The organism is Stenotrophomonas maltophilia group sp. SKK55 (assembly GCF_057179845.1).
In genome coordinates this window covers 204,761-223,673 of sequence record NZ_JBXUHP010000018.1, presented here as the reverse complement: position 1 = coordinate 223,673, position 18,913 = coordinate 204,761, and the positions used below count along the sequence as shown (strand labels likewise).

At 65.4% G+C, this 18,913-nt stretch carries 18 protein-coding genes; 11 read left to right on the top strand and 7 right to left on the bottom strand.

The window, feature by feature from the left end; all coding sequences use genetic code 11:
* Positions 1–13: 13 nt before the first annotated feature.
* The 4 genes from AC2A1N_RS10025 to ykgO all read right to left on the bottom strand — a co-directional run bounded on the left by AC2A1N_RS10025 (position 14) and on the right by ykgO (position 2,743).
* Entirely contained in the window at positions 14–901 is an 888-nt protein-coding gene (locus AC2A1N_RS10025) for a carbon-nitrogen hydrolase (protein WP_053499677.1), read from the bottom strand.
* A gap of 164 nt (positions 902–1,065) precedes the next feature.
* The gene (locus AC2A1N_RS10020; protein ID WP_019661297.1) at positions 1,066–2,103 is read right to left on the bottom strand and encodes an agmatine deiminase family protein; all 1,038 of its coding nucleotides are present in this window, start codon (positions 2,101–2,103) and stop codon (positions 1,066–1,068) included.
* 39 nt (positions 2,104–2,142) lie between these two features.
* On the bottom strand, positions 2,143–2,442 hold the full coding sequence (locus AC2A1N_RS10015) for a hypothetical protein (RefSeq protein WP_227837998.1): 300 nt from the start codon (positions 2,440–2,442) through the stop codon (positions 2,143–2,145).
* A 175-nt stretch (positions 2,443–2,617) separates the two neighbouring features.
* Positions 2,618–2,743, bottom strand: coding sequence for a type B 50S ribosomal protein L36 (gene ykgO / locus AC2A1N_RS10010; protein ID WP_005409283.1), 126 nt, complete (start codon positions 2,741–2,743; stop codon positions 2,618–2,620).
* A gap of 197 nt (positions 2,744–2,940) precedes the next feature.
* Here ykgO and cmk point away from each other — a divergent pair, with 197 nt between their 5' ends.
* From cmk to galU, 8 genes are all read left to right on the top strand, one after another.
* Positions 2,941–3,618, top strand: coding sequence for a (d)CMP kinase (cmk, locus tag AC2A1N_RS10005; protein ID WP_242893773.1), 678 nt, complete (start codon positions 2,941–2,943; stop codon positions 3,616–3,618).
* A 198-nt stretch (positions 3,619–3,816) separates the two neighbouring features.
* Positions 3,817–5,502 carry a 30S ribosomal protein S1 gene (rpsA, locus tag AC2A1N_RS10000; RefSeq protein WP_005416230.1) on the top strand — a complete coding sequence of 562 codons (1,686 nt, stop codon included), beginning with the start codon at positions 3,817–3,819 and terminating at the stop codon, positions 5,500–5,502.
* 87 nt (positions 5,503–5,589) lie between these two features.
* A complete protein-coding gene (locus tag AC2A1N_RS09995) occupies positions 5,590–5,895 on the top strand; it encodes an integration host factor subunit beta (protein WP_005409286.1) in 306 nt (101 codons plus the stop codon).
* 77 nt (positions 5,896–5,972) lie between these two features.
* Complete coding sequence (locus AC2A1N_RS09990) at positions 5,973–6,257, top strand: LapA family protein (RefSeq protein ID WP_061477908.1); 285 nt, start codon at positions 5,973–5,975, stop codon at positions 6,255–6,257.
* A 6-nt stretch (positions 6,258–6,263) separates the two neighbouring features.
* On the top strand, positions 6,264–7,442 hold the full coding sequence (gene lapB, locus AC2A1N_RS09985; protein ID WP_005416232.1) for a lipopolysaccharide assembly protein LapB: 1,179 nt from the start codon (positions 6,264–6,266) through the stop codon (positions 7,440–7,442).
* Between the two features lie 3 nt (positions 7,443–7,445).
* The gene (locus tag AC2A1N_RS09980; protein ID WP_154350580.1) at positions 7,446–8,435 is read left to right on the top strand and encodes an MraY family glycosyltransferase; all 990 of its coding nucleotides are present in this window, start codon (positions 7,446–7,448) and stop codon (positions 8,433–8,435) included.
* Between the two features lie 3 nt (positions 8,436–8,438).
* Positions 8,439–10,352 carry a polysaccharide biosynthesis protein gene (locus AC2A1N_RS09975; RefSeq protein WP_242893770.1) on the top strand — a complete coding sequence of 638 codons (1,914 nt, stop codon included), beginning with the start codon at positions 8,439–8,441 and terminating at the stop codon, positions 10,350–10,352.
* A complete protein-coding gene (gene galU, locus AC2A1N_RS09970) occupies positions 10,349–11,227 on the top strand; it encodes a UTP--glucose-1-phosphate uridylyltransferase GalU (RefSeq protein ID WP_032954121.1) in 879 nt (292 codons plus the stop codon). The genes AC2A1N_RS09975 and galU overlap by 4 nt, the downstream gene beginning before the upstream one ends.
* Positions 11,228–11,780: 553 nt before the next feature.
* Here galU and AC2A1N_RS09965 read toward each other — a convergent pair.
* The 3 genes from AC2A1N_RS09965 to AC2A1N_RS09955 form a co-directional block, all read right to left on the bottom strand.
* Entirely contained in the window at positions 11,781–12,989 is a 1,209-nt protein-coding gene (locus AC2A1N_RS09965) for an acetyl-CoA C-acyltransferase (RefSeq protein WP_005409292.1), read from the bottom strand.
* A 99-nt stretch (positions 12,990–13,088) separates the two neighbouring features.
* Complete coding sequence (locus AC2A1N_RS09960; RefSeq protein ID WP_061477904.1) at positions 13,089–15,461, bottom strand: 3-hydroxyacyl-CoA dehydrogenase/enoyl-CoA hydratase family protein; 2,373 nt, start codon at positions 15,459–15,461, stop codon at positions 13,089–13,091.
* Positions 15,462–15,500: 39 nt separating this feature from the next.
* Positions 15,501–16,154, bottom strand: coding sequence for a TetR/AcrR family transcriptional regulator (locus AC2A1N_RS09955; protein WP_061477903.1), 654 nt, complete (start codon positions 16,152–16,154; stop codon positions 15,501–15,503).
* 345 nt (positions 16,155–16,499) lie between these two features.
* Between AC2A1N_RS09955 and ndk the strand changes: the two genes are divergently transcribed.
* Genes ndk through pilW form a run of 3 tightly spaced genes read left to right on the top strand, consistent with a single transcriptional unit; the run spans position 16,500 to position 18,913 of the window.
* The gene (ndk, locus tag AC2A1N_RS09950) at positions 16,500–16,925 is read left to right on the top strand and encodes a nucleoside-diphosphate kinase (RefSeq protein ID WP_005409295.1); all 426 of its coding nucleotides are present in this window, start codon (positions 16,500–16,502) and stop codon (positions 16,923–16,925) included.
* Between the two features lie 10 nt (positions 16,926–16,935).
* Positions 16,936–18,141 (top strand): dual-specificity RNA methyltransferase RlmN, encoded by a 1,206-nt coding sequence (gene rlmN / locus AC2A1N_RS09945; RefSeq protein WP_005409296.1) that lies wholly within the window; start codon positions 16,936–16,938, stop codon positions 18,139–18,141.
* Positions 18,128–18,913, top strand: coding sequence for a type IV pilus biogenesis/stability protein PilW (gene pilW, locus AC2A1N_RS09940; protein WP_242891387.1), 786 nt, complete (start codon positions 18,128–18,130; stop codon positions 18,911–18,913). Before rlmN ends, pilW begins: the two co-directional genes overlap by 14 nt.

Here is an 18,913-nt window from a genome sequence, read left to right as displayed (position 1 = left end):
GCGCGGCTCCGGCTCAGTCGATGTAGCGCTTGAGCAGGTCACCGTACGCGTCGATGCGACGGTCGCGCAGGAACGGCCAGATGCGGCGCACGTGCTCGCTGCGCTGCAGGTCGACATCGCACAGCAGCACGGTGGCCTCGGTGCCGGCCTCGGCCAGGAATTCGCCCTGCGGGCCCAGCACGTGGCTGTTGCCCCAGAACTGGATGCCCGACGCGCCCAGCGGCGACGCCTCGTGGCCGACGCGGTTGCAGCTCAGCACCGGCAGGCCGTTGGCCACGGCGTGGCCACGGTGGCTCAGCACCCAGGCGTCGCGCTGGCGGGTCTTCTCGTCCTGCACGTCGTCCGGGTCCCAGCCGATCGCGGTCGGGTACAGCAGCAGTTCTGCACCGGCCAGCGCCATCAGGCGCGCCGCTTCCGGGTACCACTGGTCCCAGCACACCAGCACACCCAGGCGGCCCACCGAGGTATCGATGGGCTTGAAGCCGATGTCGCCCGGGGTGAAGTAGAACTTCTCGTAGAAGCCCGGGTCGTCCGGGATATGCATCTTGCGGTACTTGCCGAGCAGCGTACCGTCCTTCTCGAACACCACGGCGGTGTTGTGGTACAGGCCGGCAGCGCGGCGCTCGAACAGCGAGCCGACCAGCACTACGCCATGCTTCTTCGCCAGTGCGCCCAGGCGCTCGGTGCTCGGGCCCGGAATGGATTCGGCCAGGTCGAATTCGTCCACCGATTCGTGCTGGCAGAAATACGGGCCGTTGTGCAGTTCCTGCAGCAGTACCAGCTTGGCACCCTGCGCAGCCGCCTCGGCCACGCGTGCTTCGATCACCGCCAGGTTGGCGGCGGCGTCACCGTGGTTGCGCTCCTGGATCAGGGCGACGGTAAGGGGGCTGCGCGAGTTCATGCGGGGCGTTCCTGCGGGAGAAAACCTGCATGTTAGCGCGGATGGGCGGCCGCAGCGTGTTGCGCGCTGAATGGCGTCCGCACACGGTAGCGCCGGGCCATGCCCGGCGGATTTTCAGGTCGTCGCTGTGCTCGCCGGGCTTGGCCCGGCGCTACCGGTCCGGCTTATGCCTTCAACAGCCCTTCCGGCAGCTGCATGGTGATGCAGTGCAGGCTGCCGTTCTGCCAGATCAGCGAGCGGCAGGGCACCTGCACGATCTCGCGGCCCGGATGGGCCTGGGCCAGCACGTCGCGGGCCAGGTCATCAGCCGGATCGCCGTAGGCCGGCATCAGCACCGCGCCGTTGATGATCAGGTAATTGGCGTACGACGCCGCCAGGCGGCGGCCTTCGTCGATCACCGGCTGTGCCCACGGCAGCGGGAACAGGCGGTACGGCTTCCCATCCTTGGTACGCAGCGCGGCCAGTTCGTTGCCCATCGCCTGCAGTTCGGCGTAGTGCGAGTCGCTCGCGTCGTCGCAGGCCTGGTAGACGATGCTGTCAGGCGAGGCGAAACGGGCCAGGGTGTCGATGTGGGCGTCGGTGTCGTCGCCTTCCAGGTAGCCGTGGTCCAGCCACAGCACGCGGTCCTGCTGCAGCCAGTTGGCCAGGTCGGCGCTCAGGCTTGCACGGTCGCGGTCCGGGTGGCGCTCGTGCAGGCACTTCCAGGTGGTCAGCAGGGTGCCTTCGCCATCGGTCTCGATGCCGCCGCCTTCCAGCGCGAACGGGATGCTGCGCACCGGGGCGTCGTTGAACACGCCAGCCTGGTCGAGCACGCCCACCAGCTGGTCATCCAGGGTGGCGTCGAACTTGCCGCCCCAGCCAGTGAAGCGGAAGTCCAGCAGCTGGAAACCGCCGTCGGCGCGGCGCAGGGTGATCGGGCCGGAGTCGCGCAGCCAGGTATCGTCGTAGGCGGCCGTGGTGAAGTGGACCTTGTCCATGTCGATGCGGTTGGAGCGCAACCGCATTTCGGCATAGGTCTCCACATCGTCGTCGGCCACGCAGATCAGCACCGGCTGGAAGCGGGTGATGGCCGCGACCAGGGCGATGTAGGTCTCTTCCACCTGGCCCAGGCGGTCGGCCCAGTCGGTGTCGGCGGTAGGCCAGGCAATCAGGACGCCGCTCTGGGCTTCCCACTCGGCAGGAAAACGAAGGGTCTGGTTCATGGTCTCGCTACACAGGCCCGCCCAGGGCGGGTAAAGGGATCAACGGATCGGTGGTTTCGGGCCGATTTCGTTCGGGTCCGCCTGGTTGGCCACCACGTCGATCACCTTCTGCTTCTCGAAGTAGACGGTGAACTGCGGGTACACCCAGCGGTTGATGGTCGGCCACTGCCGCTTCTGCCCGCCACGCGGCTGCAGTTGTTCGCTGGGCGCGCCGAACTGCGCCTGCACCTGCTGCATGCTCTGGCCGCGCACGGGCAGGGCACCGGCCGGCTTCTCGCGGGCACGGTCGACAAGCAGGGTATCGGCCAGTGCCGGTGTGGCGGCGGCCAGGGTGGCCATTACGGCCAGGGCGGACAGGTAACGCTTCATCTCGATCTACTCCCCAGTGGTCAAGAAAGGCGATTACAGCAAAAACGGCAGGAAAAAGCCGCATAAACAAAAAACCGCCCGAAGGCGGTTTCTTGCATCGGGTCGGCCCCGCGTAGGGCCAGCCGCAGCCGGAAGGCTGTGAGGCTTAGCGCTGACGCGCCTTGAAACGCGGGTTCGACTTGCAGATGACGAAGATCTTGCCACGACGACGCACGACCTTGCAGTCACGGTGACGGGCCTTCGCCGACTTCAGGGAGGACAGGACTTTCATGGCATACCTCGGCGTAAACAGTAGTTGTTCGGGTGGAGCGTGGCCGCGATATGCGAAAGACAATCGGCAGTTGACGCTCGTTCAAGCCCGCCATTCTACCGGGCTTTTCCTCATGGTTTCAAGTGGTTGCACAAAAGATCCCGCTGGGGGCGTCTGGCAGGGGCTAGAATGGCCTCTTCACACGCTCTGGGACCCCCATGAATCCACTCGCTCCCGTCCTGACCATCGACGGCCCATCCGGGGCTGGCAAGGGTACCATCAGCCGCATCATCGCGCGCAGGCTGGGCTGGCATTACCTGGATTCGGGCGCGCTGTACCGGTCGGTGGGCGTGGCCGCAAGCTGGGCCGACATCGACACCTCCGACGCCTCCGCGCTGGTCCGCTGCACCTTTGACACCCACGTTCAGTTTGTCGAGCAGGGCGATGCCATGCGGGTCATGGTCAACGGCACCGACGCCACCGACGAGCTGCGCCTGGAGACCACCGGGGCGCTGGCCTCGGCGATTGCCGCCATCCCGGAGGTCCGTGCCGCCCTGAAGGAGCGGCAGCGCGCATTCAGGGAACTGCCAGGCCTGGTCGCCGACGGCCGCGACATGGGCACGGTGATCTTTCCGGACGCCCCCTACAAGGTCTTCCTGACCGCCAGTGCCGAGGAGCGCGCCGAGCGCCGGCATAAGCAGTTGAAAGACAAGGGGGTTTCTGTTAGCTTTGATGACCTCCTGCGCGAGATCATGGCCCGCGACGCCCGTGATGCTCAGCGTACCGTGGCGCCCCTGAAGCCGGCAGACGATGCTGTCCTCATCGACACCACAGGCATCGGCATCGATGATGTCGTTGCCCGAGTGATGGATCTGCTTCCGGTTCCGGCTGCCTGATCCGTTCGCGCGGGAGCACTGCCAGCCGCATCGGCAGTGGTCGCGCATAGCAGTGCTGTACCAGCCCCGTCGCGCAATGATGCGTGGCGGTTTTCCTACTACACACGACCTGCGTTTCCGGGGTCGACCAACAGGCGGGCGGTCGCCATTCCCCTGAAGGGGACGCCACCGACCCATGTGTCCAACAGAGTAAATCTAATGACCGAATCATTTGCCGAACTGTTTGAAGCCAGCCAGGCCAACCTGGCCAAGCTGAAGCCGGGCGCCATCGTCAGCGGTACCGTTGTTGAAGTCCGCGGCGACGTCGTGGTGATCAACGCTGGCCTGAAGTCCGAAGGCATCGTGCCGATCGAACAGTTCCGTAACGACGCTGGCGAAATCGACGTCGCCGAAGGCGACATCGTCAAGGTCGCCCTCGACTCGATCGAGAACGGCTTCGGCGAAACCGTCCTGTCGCGCGAGAAGGCCAAGCGCGCGATGGTGTGGGACGAGCTGGAAGAAGCGTTGGAAAAGAACGAAACCATCACCGGCCGCATCAGCGGCAAGGTCAAGGGTGGTTTCACCGTGGACATCAAGGATGTCCGCGCCTTCCTGCCGGGTTCCCTGGTCGATGTGCGCCCGGTGCGCGATCCGGCCTACCTGGAAGGCAAGGAACTCGAGTTCAAGCTCATCAAGCTGGACCGCAAGCGTAACAACGTCGTGGTCTCGCGCCGCGCTGTCGTCGAAAGCGAGCACTCGGAAGAGCGCGAGCAGCTGATGGACAAGCTGCAGGAAGGCGCGATCCTGAAGGGTGTCGTCAAGAACCTGACCGATTACGGCGCGTTCGTGGATCTGGGCGGTATCGACGGCCTGCTGCACATCACCGACATGGCGTGGAAGCGCGTGCGTCACCCGTCGGAAGTCGTGAACGTCGGCGACGAGCTGGACGTCCGCGTGCTGAAGTTCGACCGCGAGCGCAACCGCGTTTCGCTGGGCCTGAAGCAGCTGGGCGAGGATCCGTGGGACAACATCGGCCGTCGTTACCCGGCCAACAGCCGCGTCTTCGGCAAGGTCTCCAACGTCACCGATTACGGTGCGTTCGTTGAGATCGAGCCGGGCGTCGAAGGCCTGGTGCACGTCTCCGAGATGGATTGGACCAACAAGAACGTCAACCCGTCCAAGGTTGTCCAGGTGGGTGATGAAGTCGAAGTGATGGTGCTGGACGTCGATGAAGAGCGTCGCCGCATCTCGCTGGGCATGAAGCAGGTTGCCGCCAATCCGTGGGAAACCTTCGCTGCCACCCACAAGAAGGGTGACAAGGTGTCGGGCCAGATCAAGTCGATCACCGACTTCGGCATCTTCATCGGCCTGGACGGCGGCATCGACGGCCTGGTCCACCTGTCCGACATCAGCTGGAACACCACCGGCGAAGACGTCGTTCGCAACTTCAAGAAGGGCGATACCCTGGACGCCGTCGTCCTGGCCGTCGATCCGGAGCGCGAGCGCATCTCCCTGGGCGTGAAGCAGCTGGAGCAGGATCCGTTCGGCCAGTACATGGCTGCCAATCCGAAGGGCTCCAAGGTCGAAGGCGTGGTGAAGGAAGTCGACGCCAAGGGCGCGATCATCGAGCTGGCTGACGGCATCGAAGGTTACGTCTCGGCCCGCGACATCGCCAACGAGCGCGTTGACGACGCCACCCAGCACCTGAAGGTCGGCGACAAGGTCGAAGCCAAGTTCGTGGGCATGGACCGCAAGGGCCGTACCCTGCAGCTGTCGATCAAGGCCAAGGACGACGCTGAAATGCGCGAAGTGCTGGAGGAATACCAGTCCTCTTCGGCTTCCAGCGGCACCACCCAGCTGGGCGCGCTGCTGCGTGCACAGCTGAACGGCAACAAGTCCGAGTAATCGGCCTTAGGCTGTTCGTTGTTTCCTGGACGGCCCGGGCATTGCCCGGGCCGTTTCAGGCTGAGATGCCCCTGATGTGAGCCGGTAATGACCAAATCCGAACTGATCGAAATCCTTGCGCGCCGCCAGGCGCACCTGAAGGCCGATGATGTCGATCTGGCGGTGAAGTCGTTGCTGGAAATGATGGGCGGATCGCTGTCCGCCGGGGATCGCATCGAAATCCGTGGATTTGGCAGCTTCTCGCTGCACTATCGTCCGCCGCGTCTGGGTCGCAACCCGAAGACCGGCGAATCGGTTGCCCTGCCGGGCAAGCATGTCCCCCATTTCAAGCCGGGCAAGGAATTGCGCGAGCGGGTCAGCAGTGTGCTGCCGCTGGACGCCGATCCGGCCTGAGCCTGCCGTCGCGCCACCGCGTGCGAATCCAGCCGCGAGTCGGATAAGCTACGGACTCCTGCCACTGGAGCTGTCGCATGAAGGTTTTTCGTCTGCTGGTCCTGCTGGCGGTACTCATTCTTGGGTTGATCATCGGTGCCATGAACATGGACGAGATGACCATCAACCTTGTTTTCACCCAACTGAAGACCTCGGTCGGCGTGGCAATCATTGCCGCATTGCTGATCGGCGTCATCGTCGGTGCTGGCCTGGTGCTGGTGAGCGTGGTCATTCCGCTCTACGGCCAACTGCGTCGCGCCAACAAGTCCGCTGCCGCTTCGCCGGCACCGGTTGCTTCCCCCCAATCTTTTGATGGACGTTGATCGAAGATGGATTTCGTCACCGAGTGGTTCTGGTTCTTCCTGTTCGTACCGCTGGCCGCACTGGCCGGGTGGGTGATCGGGCGGCGTGGTGGCCAACGCCACGGTGACAGCCAGGTCAGCCGCCTGTCGAGCACCTATTTCCGTGGCCTGAACTACCTGCTCAACGAGCAGCCGGACAAGGCCATCGAGCTGTTCCTGCACATCGCCGAGCTGGACAAGGAAACCTTCGAGACCCAGGTCGCGCTGGGCCATCTGTTCCGCCGTCGTGGCGAGGTCGACCGCGCCATCCGCCTGCACCAGGGCCTGGTCAATCGCCATGACCTGAGTGACGCACAACGCGTGCAGGCCCTGCTGGCCCTGGGTGAGGACTACATGAAGTCCGGCCTGCTGGATCGTGCCGAGACCGTGTTCACCGAGCTTGCCCAGCTCGATCAGCGCGCACCGCAGGCGCTCAAGCACCTGATCGGCATCTACCAGGCCGAGCGCGATTGGGAAAAGGCCATCGACAACGCCACCCGGTTCGAGGATGTCACCGGCGAGCCGATGGGCAAGCTGATCGGGCAGTTCGAGTGCGAACTGGCCGAGCGATTCCGTGGCGCCGGCAAGCTGGAAGAGGCGAGGGCAGCGATCGCCCGCGCCTACCAGGCCGATGCGATGTCGGTGCGCGCCGGCATCATCGAGGGCCGGTTGGAAACCGACGCAGGCAATCCTGAGGCCGCCGTGCGCGCCTTCGAGCGCGCCGCGCGCAACGATCCCGAATACCTGCCGGAACTGCTGCCGGCGTTGATGCAGAACTACCGCAAGGTGGGCGATCTGGCCGGCGCGCGCGCCTTCCTGTCGGAGATGACCGAGCATTACCGTGGCATTGCCCCGGTGCTGGCGCTGACCCGTCTGATGGAAGAGCAGGAGGGCGTGGCCCCGGCGCGTGCCTACCTCGGCCGCCAGCTGAAGGATCGTCCGTCGGTGCGTGGCGAGTCCGCGCTGATCGACCTCACCCTCGCCGAGGGCGCCGATTCCACCGCCACCCTGCATGACCTCAAGCACATCACTGACCAGCTGCTGGTGCGCAACCCGGCCTATCGCTGCACCCGCTGCGGCTTCGGGGCACGTACCCACCACTGGCAGTGCCCGAGCTGCAAGGAGTGGGGAACGGTCAAGCCGCTGCTGAACTACGCGGTGCTCTGATCCATGCCCTGGCTTGTGATGGGCGCGCTGCTGGCGCTCGCCCTGCTGAGTGCGGTGCTGACCTGGGCTGCACGCGGCTATGCGCTGCGCCAGCAGTTGATGGACCAGCCCGGCGAACGCCGCAGCCATAGTGTCGCTACCCCGCGCGGTGGCGGCATCGCCATCGTCATCAGCCTGCTGGTGACTGCAGCCGTGGCCATCTGGGCCTGGCCCGAAAGCACGCCGACAGTGCTGGTGGCCAGCCTTGGGCTGGTGCTGGTGGCCGGCATCGGCTGGTGGGACGACCACAGGCCCCTGCCGGCGATGCGTCGCCTGCTGGTGCATTTCATCGCCGCGGCGCTGCTGGCCGGCCTGGTCAAGGTGAATGGCGGCAGCTGGCTGTTGGCGGCGCTGGTGCTGCTGTTCACCGCCTCACTGATCAACATCTGGAATTTCATGGACGGCATCAACGGCATTGCCGCCAGCCAGGCCGTCGTGGCGATGCTGGGGCTGGCGCCGGTGCTGCCGTGGCCGTACTCGCTGGCTGCCGTGGCCCTGGGCCTGGCCTGCCTTGGATTCCTGCCGTTCAACTTCCCTCGGGCCCGGATCTTCATGGGCGATGTCGGAAGCGGCGCGTTGGGGTACGCGGTCGCAGCGGTGCTGGCGCTCGCCAGCGTGCGTACCGATATCAACTGGATCCTGCTGCTGGTCCCGGTTTCGCCGTTCCTCGTGGACGCGGGCTTCACACTGCTGGCGCGCATCATTTCGGGACAACGCTGGATGGAACCCCATACCCAGCACGTCTACCAGCGCGCGGTGCAGGCAGGAGCCAGTCACCCCCAGGTGACAGGGATGTACTTTGCTTTGGGCCTGTTCAGTATTACAGTGTTCAATGTCTGCTCCAATTTGCAGCCGAGGTGGGAGGCTGCCGTGGCGATCGCGTGGTTCACCGCGCTGAGCGTCCTCTGGCTCCTCCTGCGCAATGGAATGCGCTACCGACAAGGAAATACCTGACTTATGGCTTCACCCTGGCGGGACAGAATCCTCGGCCTGATGCCGCGTTCGGCCATCGTCTGCCACGACCTCTTCATGGTCTGGGCATGCTGGCAGTTGCTCCATGCAGGGCGTTACTCGATCCTGCCCAACGCTCCGGCGCTGCCCCTGTGGAACGTCGATACCACCCTGGTCCTGCTGCTGCAGGGCCTGGTGTTCTGGCGCGTGGGCCTGTATCGCGGGCTGTGGCGGTTCGCCAGCGTCAGCGACCTGCTGAACATCTTCAAGGCCAGCTTCATCGGCATGGTCGCCATTGTTCTGGTGCTGATGTGGAAGCGCTTCGACGGCGTGCCGATGTCGGTGCTGGTGATCTACCCGTTCGCGCTGTCGGCCCTGCTGGGCGCACCGCGCCTGCTGTACCGGGCCTGGAAGGATTACCAGGCACTGCAGTCCGATTCCAGCGCCCGCCGCGTGCTGATCCTCGGTGCCGGCCAGGCGGCGGAAACACTGGTGCGCGACCTGCGTCGTTCCGGCAACTTCGAGCCGGTCGGCCTGCTCGACGATGCACCGCACCTGCGGGGTGCCAAGCTGCAGGGCCTGCCGATCCTCGGCACCCTGGATGACGCCCCGACGGTGGTCCGCGAGACCGCTGCCAGGCTGCTGGTCATTGCCATGCCGTCACTGGACGCCGCAGGCATGCAGCGCGTTGTCGCGATCTGCGAAAGCACCGGCGTTCCGTTCCGTACCGTGCCCAAGCTCAGCGACATCCTGCAGGGCCAGTCGCTGCCAGGCCAGCTGAAGGAAGTGGCGATCGAAGACCTGCTGGGCCGCAAGCCGATCATGCCGGACTGGAACCTGATCCGCGGCTGGTTGGGTGGGCGCACTGTGATGGTCACCGGCGCCGGTGGTTCGATCGGCTCGGAGCTTTGTCGCCAGTGCGCGCGGCACGGTGCAGGTCGCATCATCCTGCTGGAGATCAGCGAGCTGCTGCTGCTGACCATCGAAGGCGAGCTGCGGCGCAGCTTCCCCGATGTCGAGATCGAGGCGGTGCTGGGCGACTGCGGTGACCCGGCGGTGATCCGCCACGCGCTGTCGCTGCACCCGGTCGATACCGCCTTCCATGCCGCCGCCTACAAGCACGTGCCCGTGCTGGAGCGGCAGCTGCGCGAAGCGGTGCGCAACAACATCCTGGCGACCGAGAACGTCGCCCGCGCGTGCCTGGAAGCCCGCGTGGAGCATTTCGTGTTCATTTCCACGGACAAGGCGGTCGATCCGGTCAATGCGCTGGGTGCGAGCAAGCGCTACGCGGAAATGATCTGCCAGAGCCTGGACCAGAAGTCCACGCACACCCGTTTCGTCACGGTGCGCTTCGGCAACGTGCTGGCGTCGGCCGGCAGCGTGGTGCCGCTGTTCCGCGAGCAGATCCTGCGCGGTGGTCCGGTCACGGTCACCGACCCGGAAGTCAGCCGTTACTTCATGACCATCCCCGAGGCCTGCCAGCTGATCCTGCAGGCGGCCGCGTCGGCGTCGCATGGTGCGATCTACACTCTGGACATGGGCGAGCCGGTGCCGATCCGCGTGCTGGCCGAACAGATGATCCGCCTGACCGGCAAGCAGCCGTACAAGGACATCCAGATCATCTATACCGGTCTGCGCCCGGGCGAGAAGCTGCACGAGACCCTGTTCTATTCGGACGAAGACTACCGTTCGACCGCGCACCCGAAGATTCTCGAGGCCGGCGTGCGTACGTTCTCGCGCGACCTGGTGCTGGGCAATGTTCCGCGCCTGCGTGAGGCGATTGCCAGCTACGACACTGCCAGCATCCAGGAAATCCTGTTTGCGACGATGCCGGAATTCTCGCCAATCGAACAGGATGCTTACATTTCATCCGCTAAAGTCGTGCCCTTTCCGGCACGTGAGGCGAACAGGCACCAATGAGCAAGCGAATTCGCAAGGCAGTTTTCCCGGTGGCAGGGCTGGGAACGCGTTTTTTGCCAGCAACCAAGACTGTGCCGAAGGAGATGCTGCCGATCATTGATCGGCCGCTGATCCAGTACGCCGTTGATGAAGCCATCGAAGCCGGCTGCGACACGCTGGTGTTCATCACCAACCGCTACAAGCACGCGGTCGCCGATTATTTCGACAAGGCCTACGAACTGGAGCAGAAGCTCGAGCGCGCCGGCAAGCAGGAGCAGCTGGAGCTGATCCGGCATGTGCTGCCCAATGGCGTGCGCGCGATCTTCGTGACCCAGGCCGAGGCGCTGGGCCTCGGGCACGCAGTACTGTGTGCCAAGGCTGTGATCGGTGACGAGCCGTTCGCGGTGCTGCTGCCCGACGATCTGATCTGGAACCGCGGTGCCGGTGCGCTGAAGCAGATGGCCGACCTCAATGAAGCCAGCGGTGCCAGCGTGATCGCGGTCGAAGACGTCCCGCACGAAAAGACCGCCAGCTACGGCATCGTCGCCACTGAGGCGTTCGATGGCCGCAAGGGCCGCATTTCGCAGATCGTCGAGAAGCCGAAGCCGGAGGACGCGCCGAGTGACCTGGCGGTGGTCGGCCGCTACGTGCTGAGCCCGAAGATCTTCGAACTACTGGAACAGACCCAGACTGGTGCCGGTGGCGAGATCCAGCTGACCGATGCGATTGCCGAGCTGCTGAAGACCGAAGAAGTCGATGCCTATCGTTTCGAGGGCACCCGCTTCGACTGCGGCACGCACTTGGGGCTGGTGGAGGCGACGATCCGCTTCGCGCTGGACAACCCGAAGCTGGCCGGCCCCGCGCGGGAGAAGCTGGCGGCGATGCTGGCGGAATAAGGTGTTTTCAGGCGCTCCGTGCAGCGCCTTGATTGATACGTAGGGGAGGGGGCGGATGGCCCTCTCCAAAACACGCCAAAGCCCTTCCATGGTGCTCGGTGGCGCCTTGCTCGTGTGCGCTGTCCTGCGCACACGGCAAGACCGGGGTTGGGCGTCCTGCCCAACCCGCCCGAGGCATGCCTCGGGCCCATGGCGCCAACGGTTTTGGAGAGGGCCATCCGCCCCCTCTCGACAGTTTCCGTGCGGCGCGGACGGGAAGGGCGGAATCAAAGGCAAAGGCAAAAGCAAAAAAGGCAGCCACTGGCTGCCTTTTTTGCTTGTTGGGGTCAGATCCCTTTGCGCAGCAAAGGGATCTGACCCCGGCCTTTGACCCTGCCTTTGCTCATCCCTCCGCCGCGGGGAGGCTGGAAGGGCCGGGTTGGCAGGGCTGCCCGGGACCGTTGGCGCCATGGATGGCGCCATCGAGCCCCCATGGAAGGGTTCACGGCGTGTCCCGGGCAGCCCTGCCAACCCGACCCACGCCATGAAGCCCAACGAGGCAACGCTTTGAACCTTACAGCGCCTCGAAAATACCCGCCGCGCCCATGCCGGTGCCGATGCACATCGTCACCATGCCGTACTTCTGCTGGCGACGACGCAGGCCGTGCAGCAGGGTGGCGGTACGGATCGCGCCGGTCGCGCCCAGCGGATGGCCCAAGGCGATCGCGCCGCCCAGCGGGTTGACCTTGCTCGGGTCCAGGCCGCAATCGCGGATCACTGCCAGCGACTGCGCGGCGAAGGCTTCGTTCAGTTCAATCCAGTCCAGCTGGTCCTGGGTCAGGCCGGCCTGCTTCAGGGCCTTCGGGATCGCGGCGATCGGGCCGATGCCCATCACTTCCGGGCGCACGCCGGCCACCGAGAAGCTGACGAAACGGGCCAGCGGGGTCAGGCCGTAGTCCTTGATCGCCTGCTCCGAGGCCAGCAGCACGGCACCGGCGCCATCGCTCATCTGCGACGAATTGCCGGCGGTGACGGTGCCGCCGAACTGGCCGTTGCGGAACACCGGGCGCAGCTTGGCCAGGCCTTCAGCGGAGGAATCCGGGCGCGGGCCTTCGTCGGTGTCGGCGATCTTGTTGCGGGTGATGATGCGCTGGCCATCGGCCAGGTCCGGCAGGTGCGAGACGATCTCGTACGGGCTGATTTCGTCCTTGAACTCGCCGTTCTGGATCGCGGCCATGGCCTTCTGGTGCGAGGCCAGGGCGAACGCGTCCTGGTCTTCGCGCGAGACCTTCCACTCTTCGGCCACCTTCTCGGCGGTGATGCCCATGCCGTAGGCGATGGCGACGTGGTCGTTGTCGAACACGCTCGGTGCCATGGCGATCTTGTTGCCCATCATCGGCACCATCGACATCGACTCGGTGCCGCCGGCCAGCATCAGGTCGGCGTTGCCCAGGCGGATCGCGTCGGCGGCCTGCGCCACGGCCTGCAGGCCAGAGGAGCAGAAGCGGTTCACGGTCTGTGCGGCGATGGTGTTCGGCAGTCCGGCCAGCAGCACGCCAATGCGTGCCACGTTCATGCCCTGCTCGGCTTCCGGCATGGCGCAGCCGATGATGGCGTCATCGATGCGGTTGACGTCCACGCCCGGGGCCTGGGCGACGACGCTGCGCAGCACGTGCGCAAGCATGTCGTCGGGGCGGGTGTTGCGGAACATGCCCTTGGGCGCCTTGCCAACCGGGGTACGGGTGGCGGCGACGATGTAGGCGTCCTGGATTTGCTTGGTCATTGCAGTGATCTCTTGAATTTTTTAGCCGGAGTACCGACCAACGGTCGGCACCCACCAGAGGCAGAGGGATGCCGACCCGTGGCCGGCACCCGCCATCAATCAGTTCCGCAGCGGCTTGCCGGTCTTGAGCATGTGCGCGATGCGGGCCTGGGTCTTTTCCTGCTGGGCCAGTTCGACGAAGTGCTTGCGCTCCAGGGTCAGCAGCCACTCTTCGTCGACCAGGGTGCCGCGGTCGACCTTGCCGCCGCACAGCACGGTGGCGATGCGCTCGGCGATCTCGTAGTCGTACGGGCTGATGAAACGGCCTTCCAGCATGTTGACCAGCATCATCTTGAAGGTGGCGATACCCACGTCACCGGCCACCTGGATGCGGCGTGCCGGCAGCGGCGGACGGTAGCCGGCTTCGGCCAGGGCGCGTGCTTCGGCCTTGGCGATGTGCAGGGCCTCGTAGCTGTTGAACACCACCTTGTCGGTGCTGCGCAGCAGGCCCAGTTCCTTGGCGTTGACCGCCGAGTTGGACACCTTGGCCATCGCCACGGTCTCGAAGGTCTTCTTCAGTTCGGCGAACACGTCACCGCCCGGGCCTGCGGCCTGCGAGGCGCGCACGGCCAGTTCCTTCAGGCCACCACCCGCCGGCAGCAGGCCGACGCCGGCCTCGACCAGGCCGATGTAGCTTTCCAGGAAGGCCACGGTCTTGGCGCTGTGCATCTGGAACTCGCAGCCGCCACCCAGGGCCAGGCCACGCACCGCTGCCACCACCGGCACCAGCGAGTACTTGATGCGCTGGCTGGTGCGCTGGAAGTTGGCGACCATCTCTTCGAACTGGTCGACCTTGCCGGCCTGCAGCAGGCCCAGTGCACCGGCCAGGTCGGCACCGGCGGAGAAGGGTTCCTTCTGCTGCCAGATCACCAGGCCCTGGAAGTCCTTCTCGGCGCGGCTGACGCATTCCTGCAGGCCATCCAGCACCTGGTCGGACACGGTGTTCATCTTGGTCTTGAAGCTGACCACGGCGATGCCGTCACCGTCGTGCCACATGCGCAGGCCGTCGTTCTCGAACACGGTTTCGCCCGGCGCGAACTTCTCGCCCAGCAGCGGATCCGGGAAGCGCTGGCGCTGGTACACCGGCAGCGACGAACGCGGCAGCTTGGCGTTGCGCGACGGGCTGTAGCTGCCCTCGGCAGCGTGCACGCCGTCGCGGCCATCGAACACCCAGTCCGGCAGCGGTGCGTTGCTCATGCTCTTGCCGGCCACGATGTCATCGGCGATCCACTGCGCGACCTGCTTCCAGCCGGCGGCCTGCCAGGTCTCGAACGGGCCCAGCGACCAGCCGTAGCCCCAGCGGATGGCCAGGTCGACGTCGCGCGCGGTCTCGGCGATGTCGGCCAGGTGGTAGGCGCTGTAGTGGAACAGGTCGCGGAAGGTCGCCCACAGGAACTGCGCCTGTGGGTGCTGGCTCTCGCGCAGCTTGGCGAACTTCTCGGCCGGGTTCTTGATCTTCAGGATCTCGACCACTTCCGGAGCGGCGGTACGGTCGGCCGGGCGGTAGTCCTGCTTCTCCAGGTCCAGCACGACGATGTCCTTGCCGACCTTGCGGAAGATGCCGGCGCCGGTCTTCTGGCCCAGCGCGCCCTTGGCAATCAGCGCGTCCAGCCACTTCGGCGACTTGAAGAATTCATGCCACGGGTCATTCGGCAGGGTGTCGCCCATGGTCTTGATGACGTGCGCCATGGTGTCCAGGCCGACCACGTCGGAGGTGCGGTAGGTGGCCGACTTCGGGCGGCCGACCAGCGGGCCGGTCAGGCCGTCCACTTCGTCGAAGCCCAGGCCGAACTGCTGGGTATGGTGGATGGTCGACAGGATCGAGAACACGCCGATGCGGTTGCCGATGAAGTTCGGGGTGTCCTTGGCATACACCACGCCCTTGCCCAGGGTGGTGACCAGAAATTCTTCCAGGCCTTCCAGCACGGCGGCATCGGTGGTGGTGGCCGGAATCAGCTCGGCCAGGTGCATGTAGCGCGGCGGGTTGAAGAAGTGCACGCCGCAGAAGCGGTGACGCAGCTGCTCGGGCAGCACGTCGGCGAGCTTGTTGATGCCCAGGCCTGAGGTGTTGGAGGCCAGCACCGCGTGGTCGGCCACGAACGGGGCGATCTTCTTGTACAGGTCCTGCTTCCAGTCCATGCGCTCGGCGATGGCCTCGATGATCAGGTCGCAGTCCTTCAGCTGCTCCAGGCCGGACTCGTAGTTGGCCGGAGTGATGGCTTCGGCCAGCGACTTGCTGGCCAGCGGCGCGGGACTCAGCTTGCCCAGGTTGGCGATCGCCTTCAGCACGATGCCATCGGCCGGACCTTCCTTGGCGGGCAGGTCGAACAGCACGGTGTCGACGCCAGCGTTGGTGAGGTGGGCGGCGATCTGGGCACCCATGACGCCGGCACCCAGCACGGCGGCGCGGCGGACTAGCAGGGAATTGGACATGGTGTAGGGCCTTTGTTGGTCAGCAGTTACTGGGTGGAATCAAACGGAAGCGGGCAGGGCGCTGGCGCGTGCGGCGGCGCGGAACCCGGCTTCGGCGAAATGGATCAGTTCATGGGCGGCATGGGCACGATGCGCCGCTTCGGTGACACCGGCGGGACGCTTGATCAGCCCGAAGTCGGCCATGGCATAGGTGAGCGAGCCGGCCAGGAAGTCGAGGCGCCAGTACAGCTCCTCCTTGCTCAGGCCGGGCACGCATTCGCCGATGGCCTTGCCGAATGCACGCAGCACGTGGCCGTAGTGGTCGGACAGGAACTTGCGCAGGTTGTCGTTCTTCTCAGCGTAGGCGCGGGCAATCACGCGCACGAAGGCGCCGCCGTTCTGGCGGTCCTGGGCCAGCGCCAGGGCCGGCTCGACGAAGGCGGCCAGCACCGGGCGCAGTTCGCCAGGGTGCTCAGCGCGGGCGCGTTCGAGCTGCGACAGGCGGGCGCCGGTCATCTCGTCCATGCGGCGGCGGAACACCTCGTTGACCAGGTTTTCCTTGGAACCGAAGTGGTAGTTGACCGCCGCGATGTTGACGTCGGCCTGGCTGGTCACCTGGCGCAGCGAGGTGCCGGCGAAGCCGTGCTGTGCGAACAGCTCCTCCGCCGCGCCGAGGATCCGGTCCTTGGTCGAGAAGTGTGCGGGCTTGGCCATCGGTGGGCGGACCTTAATCAAACGATTGTTTGATACTAGAACCAGACGGCAGCGTATGGCATTTTGCAGTGCAGCAAAAATGGCTCGGACGGTCAGAGTCCGCTCAGCTGGGTGAATGGGTGGATCTGAACCTGTAGAGCCGAGCCCATGCTCGGCTGCTCTTCGGCCCAAAGGTCAGCCGAGCATGGGCTCGGCTCTACAGGAGGGCCGCAGGCCCTCTACCACCCAGCCGCTTTATCTTTTACAATTCGCCTACGTTTATCAGGCTAAGCCCGCGTTCCGACGCGGGTTTTTTTCATGTTACCCTTCGGGCCATCAGCGGCCCGATTCCATTGGAGACATCCCATGGCGCTGGAGCGCACCCTTTCGATCATCAAGCCGGACGCCGTTGCCAAGAACGTCATCGGCGAAATCTACGCCCGCTTCGAGAAGGCCGGCCTGAAGGTCGTGGCCGCCAAGTACAAGCAGCTGTCCCGCCGTGAAGCCGAAGGCTTCTACGCCGTGCACCGCGAGCGTCCGTTCTTCAACGCGCTGGTCGAATTCATGATCTCCGGCCCGGTGATGATCCAGGCCCTGGAAGGCGAGAACGCCGTCCTGGCCCACCGCGATCTGCTGGGCGCCACCAACCCGAAGGAAGCCGCGCCGGGCACCATCCGCGCCGACTTCGCCGAATCCATCGATGCCAATGCCGCCCACGGCTCGGACTCGGTCGAGAATGCCGCGATTGAAATCGCCTACTTCTTCGCCGCCACCGAAGTCGTCTCGCGCTGAGAGTAATGCCGTGAACGAGGTCGTACAGTCCCCCGCCATCCAGCCGCTGCCGAAGTCGGCGCCCACGGCTGGCAAGCAGAACCTGCTCGACCTCGATCGCGCGGGCCTGGAGAAGTTCTTCGTCGAGGTTCTCGGCGAGAAGAAGTTCCGCGCCCACCAGGTGATGAAGTGGATCCACCATCGCTACGTCACCGATTTCGATGAAATGACCGACCTCGGCAAGGTCCTGCGCGCCAAGCTGCAGGCCCATGCCGAGGTGCTGGTTCCCAACATCGTGTTCGACAAGCCCTCCGCCGACGGCACCCACAAGTGGCTGCTGGCGATGGGCGTGGATGGCAAGAACGCCATCGAGACCGTGTACATCCCGGACAAGACCCGCGGCACGCTGTGCGTGTCCTCGCAGGTCGGTTGCGGCCTGAACTGCACGTTCTGCTCCACCGCCACCCAGGGCTTCAACCGCAACCTGACCACCGCCGAGATCATCGGCCAGGTGTGGGTTGCCGCACGCCACCTGGGCAACGTGCCGCACCAGATGCGCCGCCTCACCAACGTGGTGATGATGGGCATGGGCGAGCCGCTGATGAATTTCGACAACGTCGTGCGCGCCATGAGCGTGATGCGCGACGACCTGGGCTACGGCCTGGCCAACAAGCGCGTGACCCTGTCGACCTCTGGCCTGGTGCCGCAGATCGACCGCCTGTCTGCCGAAAGCGACGTGTCGCTGGCGGTGTCGCTGCATGCGCCGAACGACGCGCTGCGCGAGACACTGGTGCCGCTCAACAAGAAGTACCCGATCGCCGAGCTGATGGCCTCGTGCGCACGCTACCTGCGCGCCAACAAGCGCCGCGAGTCGGTCACCTTCGAATACACCCTGATGAAGGGCATCAACGACAAGCCCGAGCATGCCCGCGAGCTGGCCCGCCTGATGCGCCAGTTCGACAACGCGGTGCAGGCCAAGGATTCGGGCAAGGTCAACCTGATTCCGTTCAACCCGTTCCCGGGTACCCGCTACGAGCGTTCGGAAGAAGCGCACATTCGCGCCTTCCAGAAGATCCTGCTCGACAGCAACGTGCTGACCATGGTCCGCCGCACCCGTGGCGACGACATCGACGCCGCCTGTGGCCAGCTCAAGGGCCAGGTGATGGACCGCACCCGCCGCCAGGCGGAATTCAACAAGACGCTGCAGGCGGGGAAGGGGAGCGATGCCGCGGCCTGACCGCCTCTGGCTGGTTCTGTTCGCAGGCGTGCTGGCCGTTGCGGTCGGCGGCTGTAAATCCCATCCCAAGGCCAAGCTCGGGCCGAGCCAGGCGCCGGTCTATTCGGTGGCTGACCCGGAAAGCGTGCGGCGCGAAGTGCGCTGGCGCGACCTGTTGACCCTGGCGACCCGTGACATGCAGGTCGGCAATCTCGACGCCGCCGAGCGCAAGGTGCGCGAAGCGCTGAAGCTGGCGCCCGAGGCGCCCGACGCGCTGGTGCTGCAGGCCGGCATCGATGACCGTCGTGGCCGCACCCGCCAGGCGGGCGAGAATTTCCGCAAGGCCGCCGAGCTGGCGCCGCAGCGCGGAGACGTGCTCAACAACTACGGTGCCTGGTTGTGCCAGCAGGGCCAGCCGGCCGAATCGCTGGTCTGGTTCGACCGCGCGCTGCAGGCGCCGGGCTATGCCACCCCGGGCGAAGCGCAGGCCAATGCCGGCAGCTGCGCACTGGACGCTGGGCAGCTCGAACGTGCCGAGCGCGACCTGCGCGCGGCACTCGTCGCGGCGCCGGCCAACCCGGTTGCGCTGGAGTCGATGGCCCAGCTGAGCTTCCGCCAGGGCCGCTACATGGAGGCCCGGGCCTTCGCCGAACGTAGGATTGCGGCTGCACCCGCAACGCGTTCCGTGTTACAACTTGCGTCTCAAATCGAAGCGAGGCTGGGCGATCGGGCGGCATCTGATCGCTATCTGCAGCGGATTCGACAGGAATTTCCGCAGGAAGCGGGCTCCTAA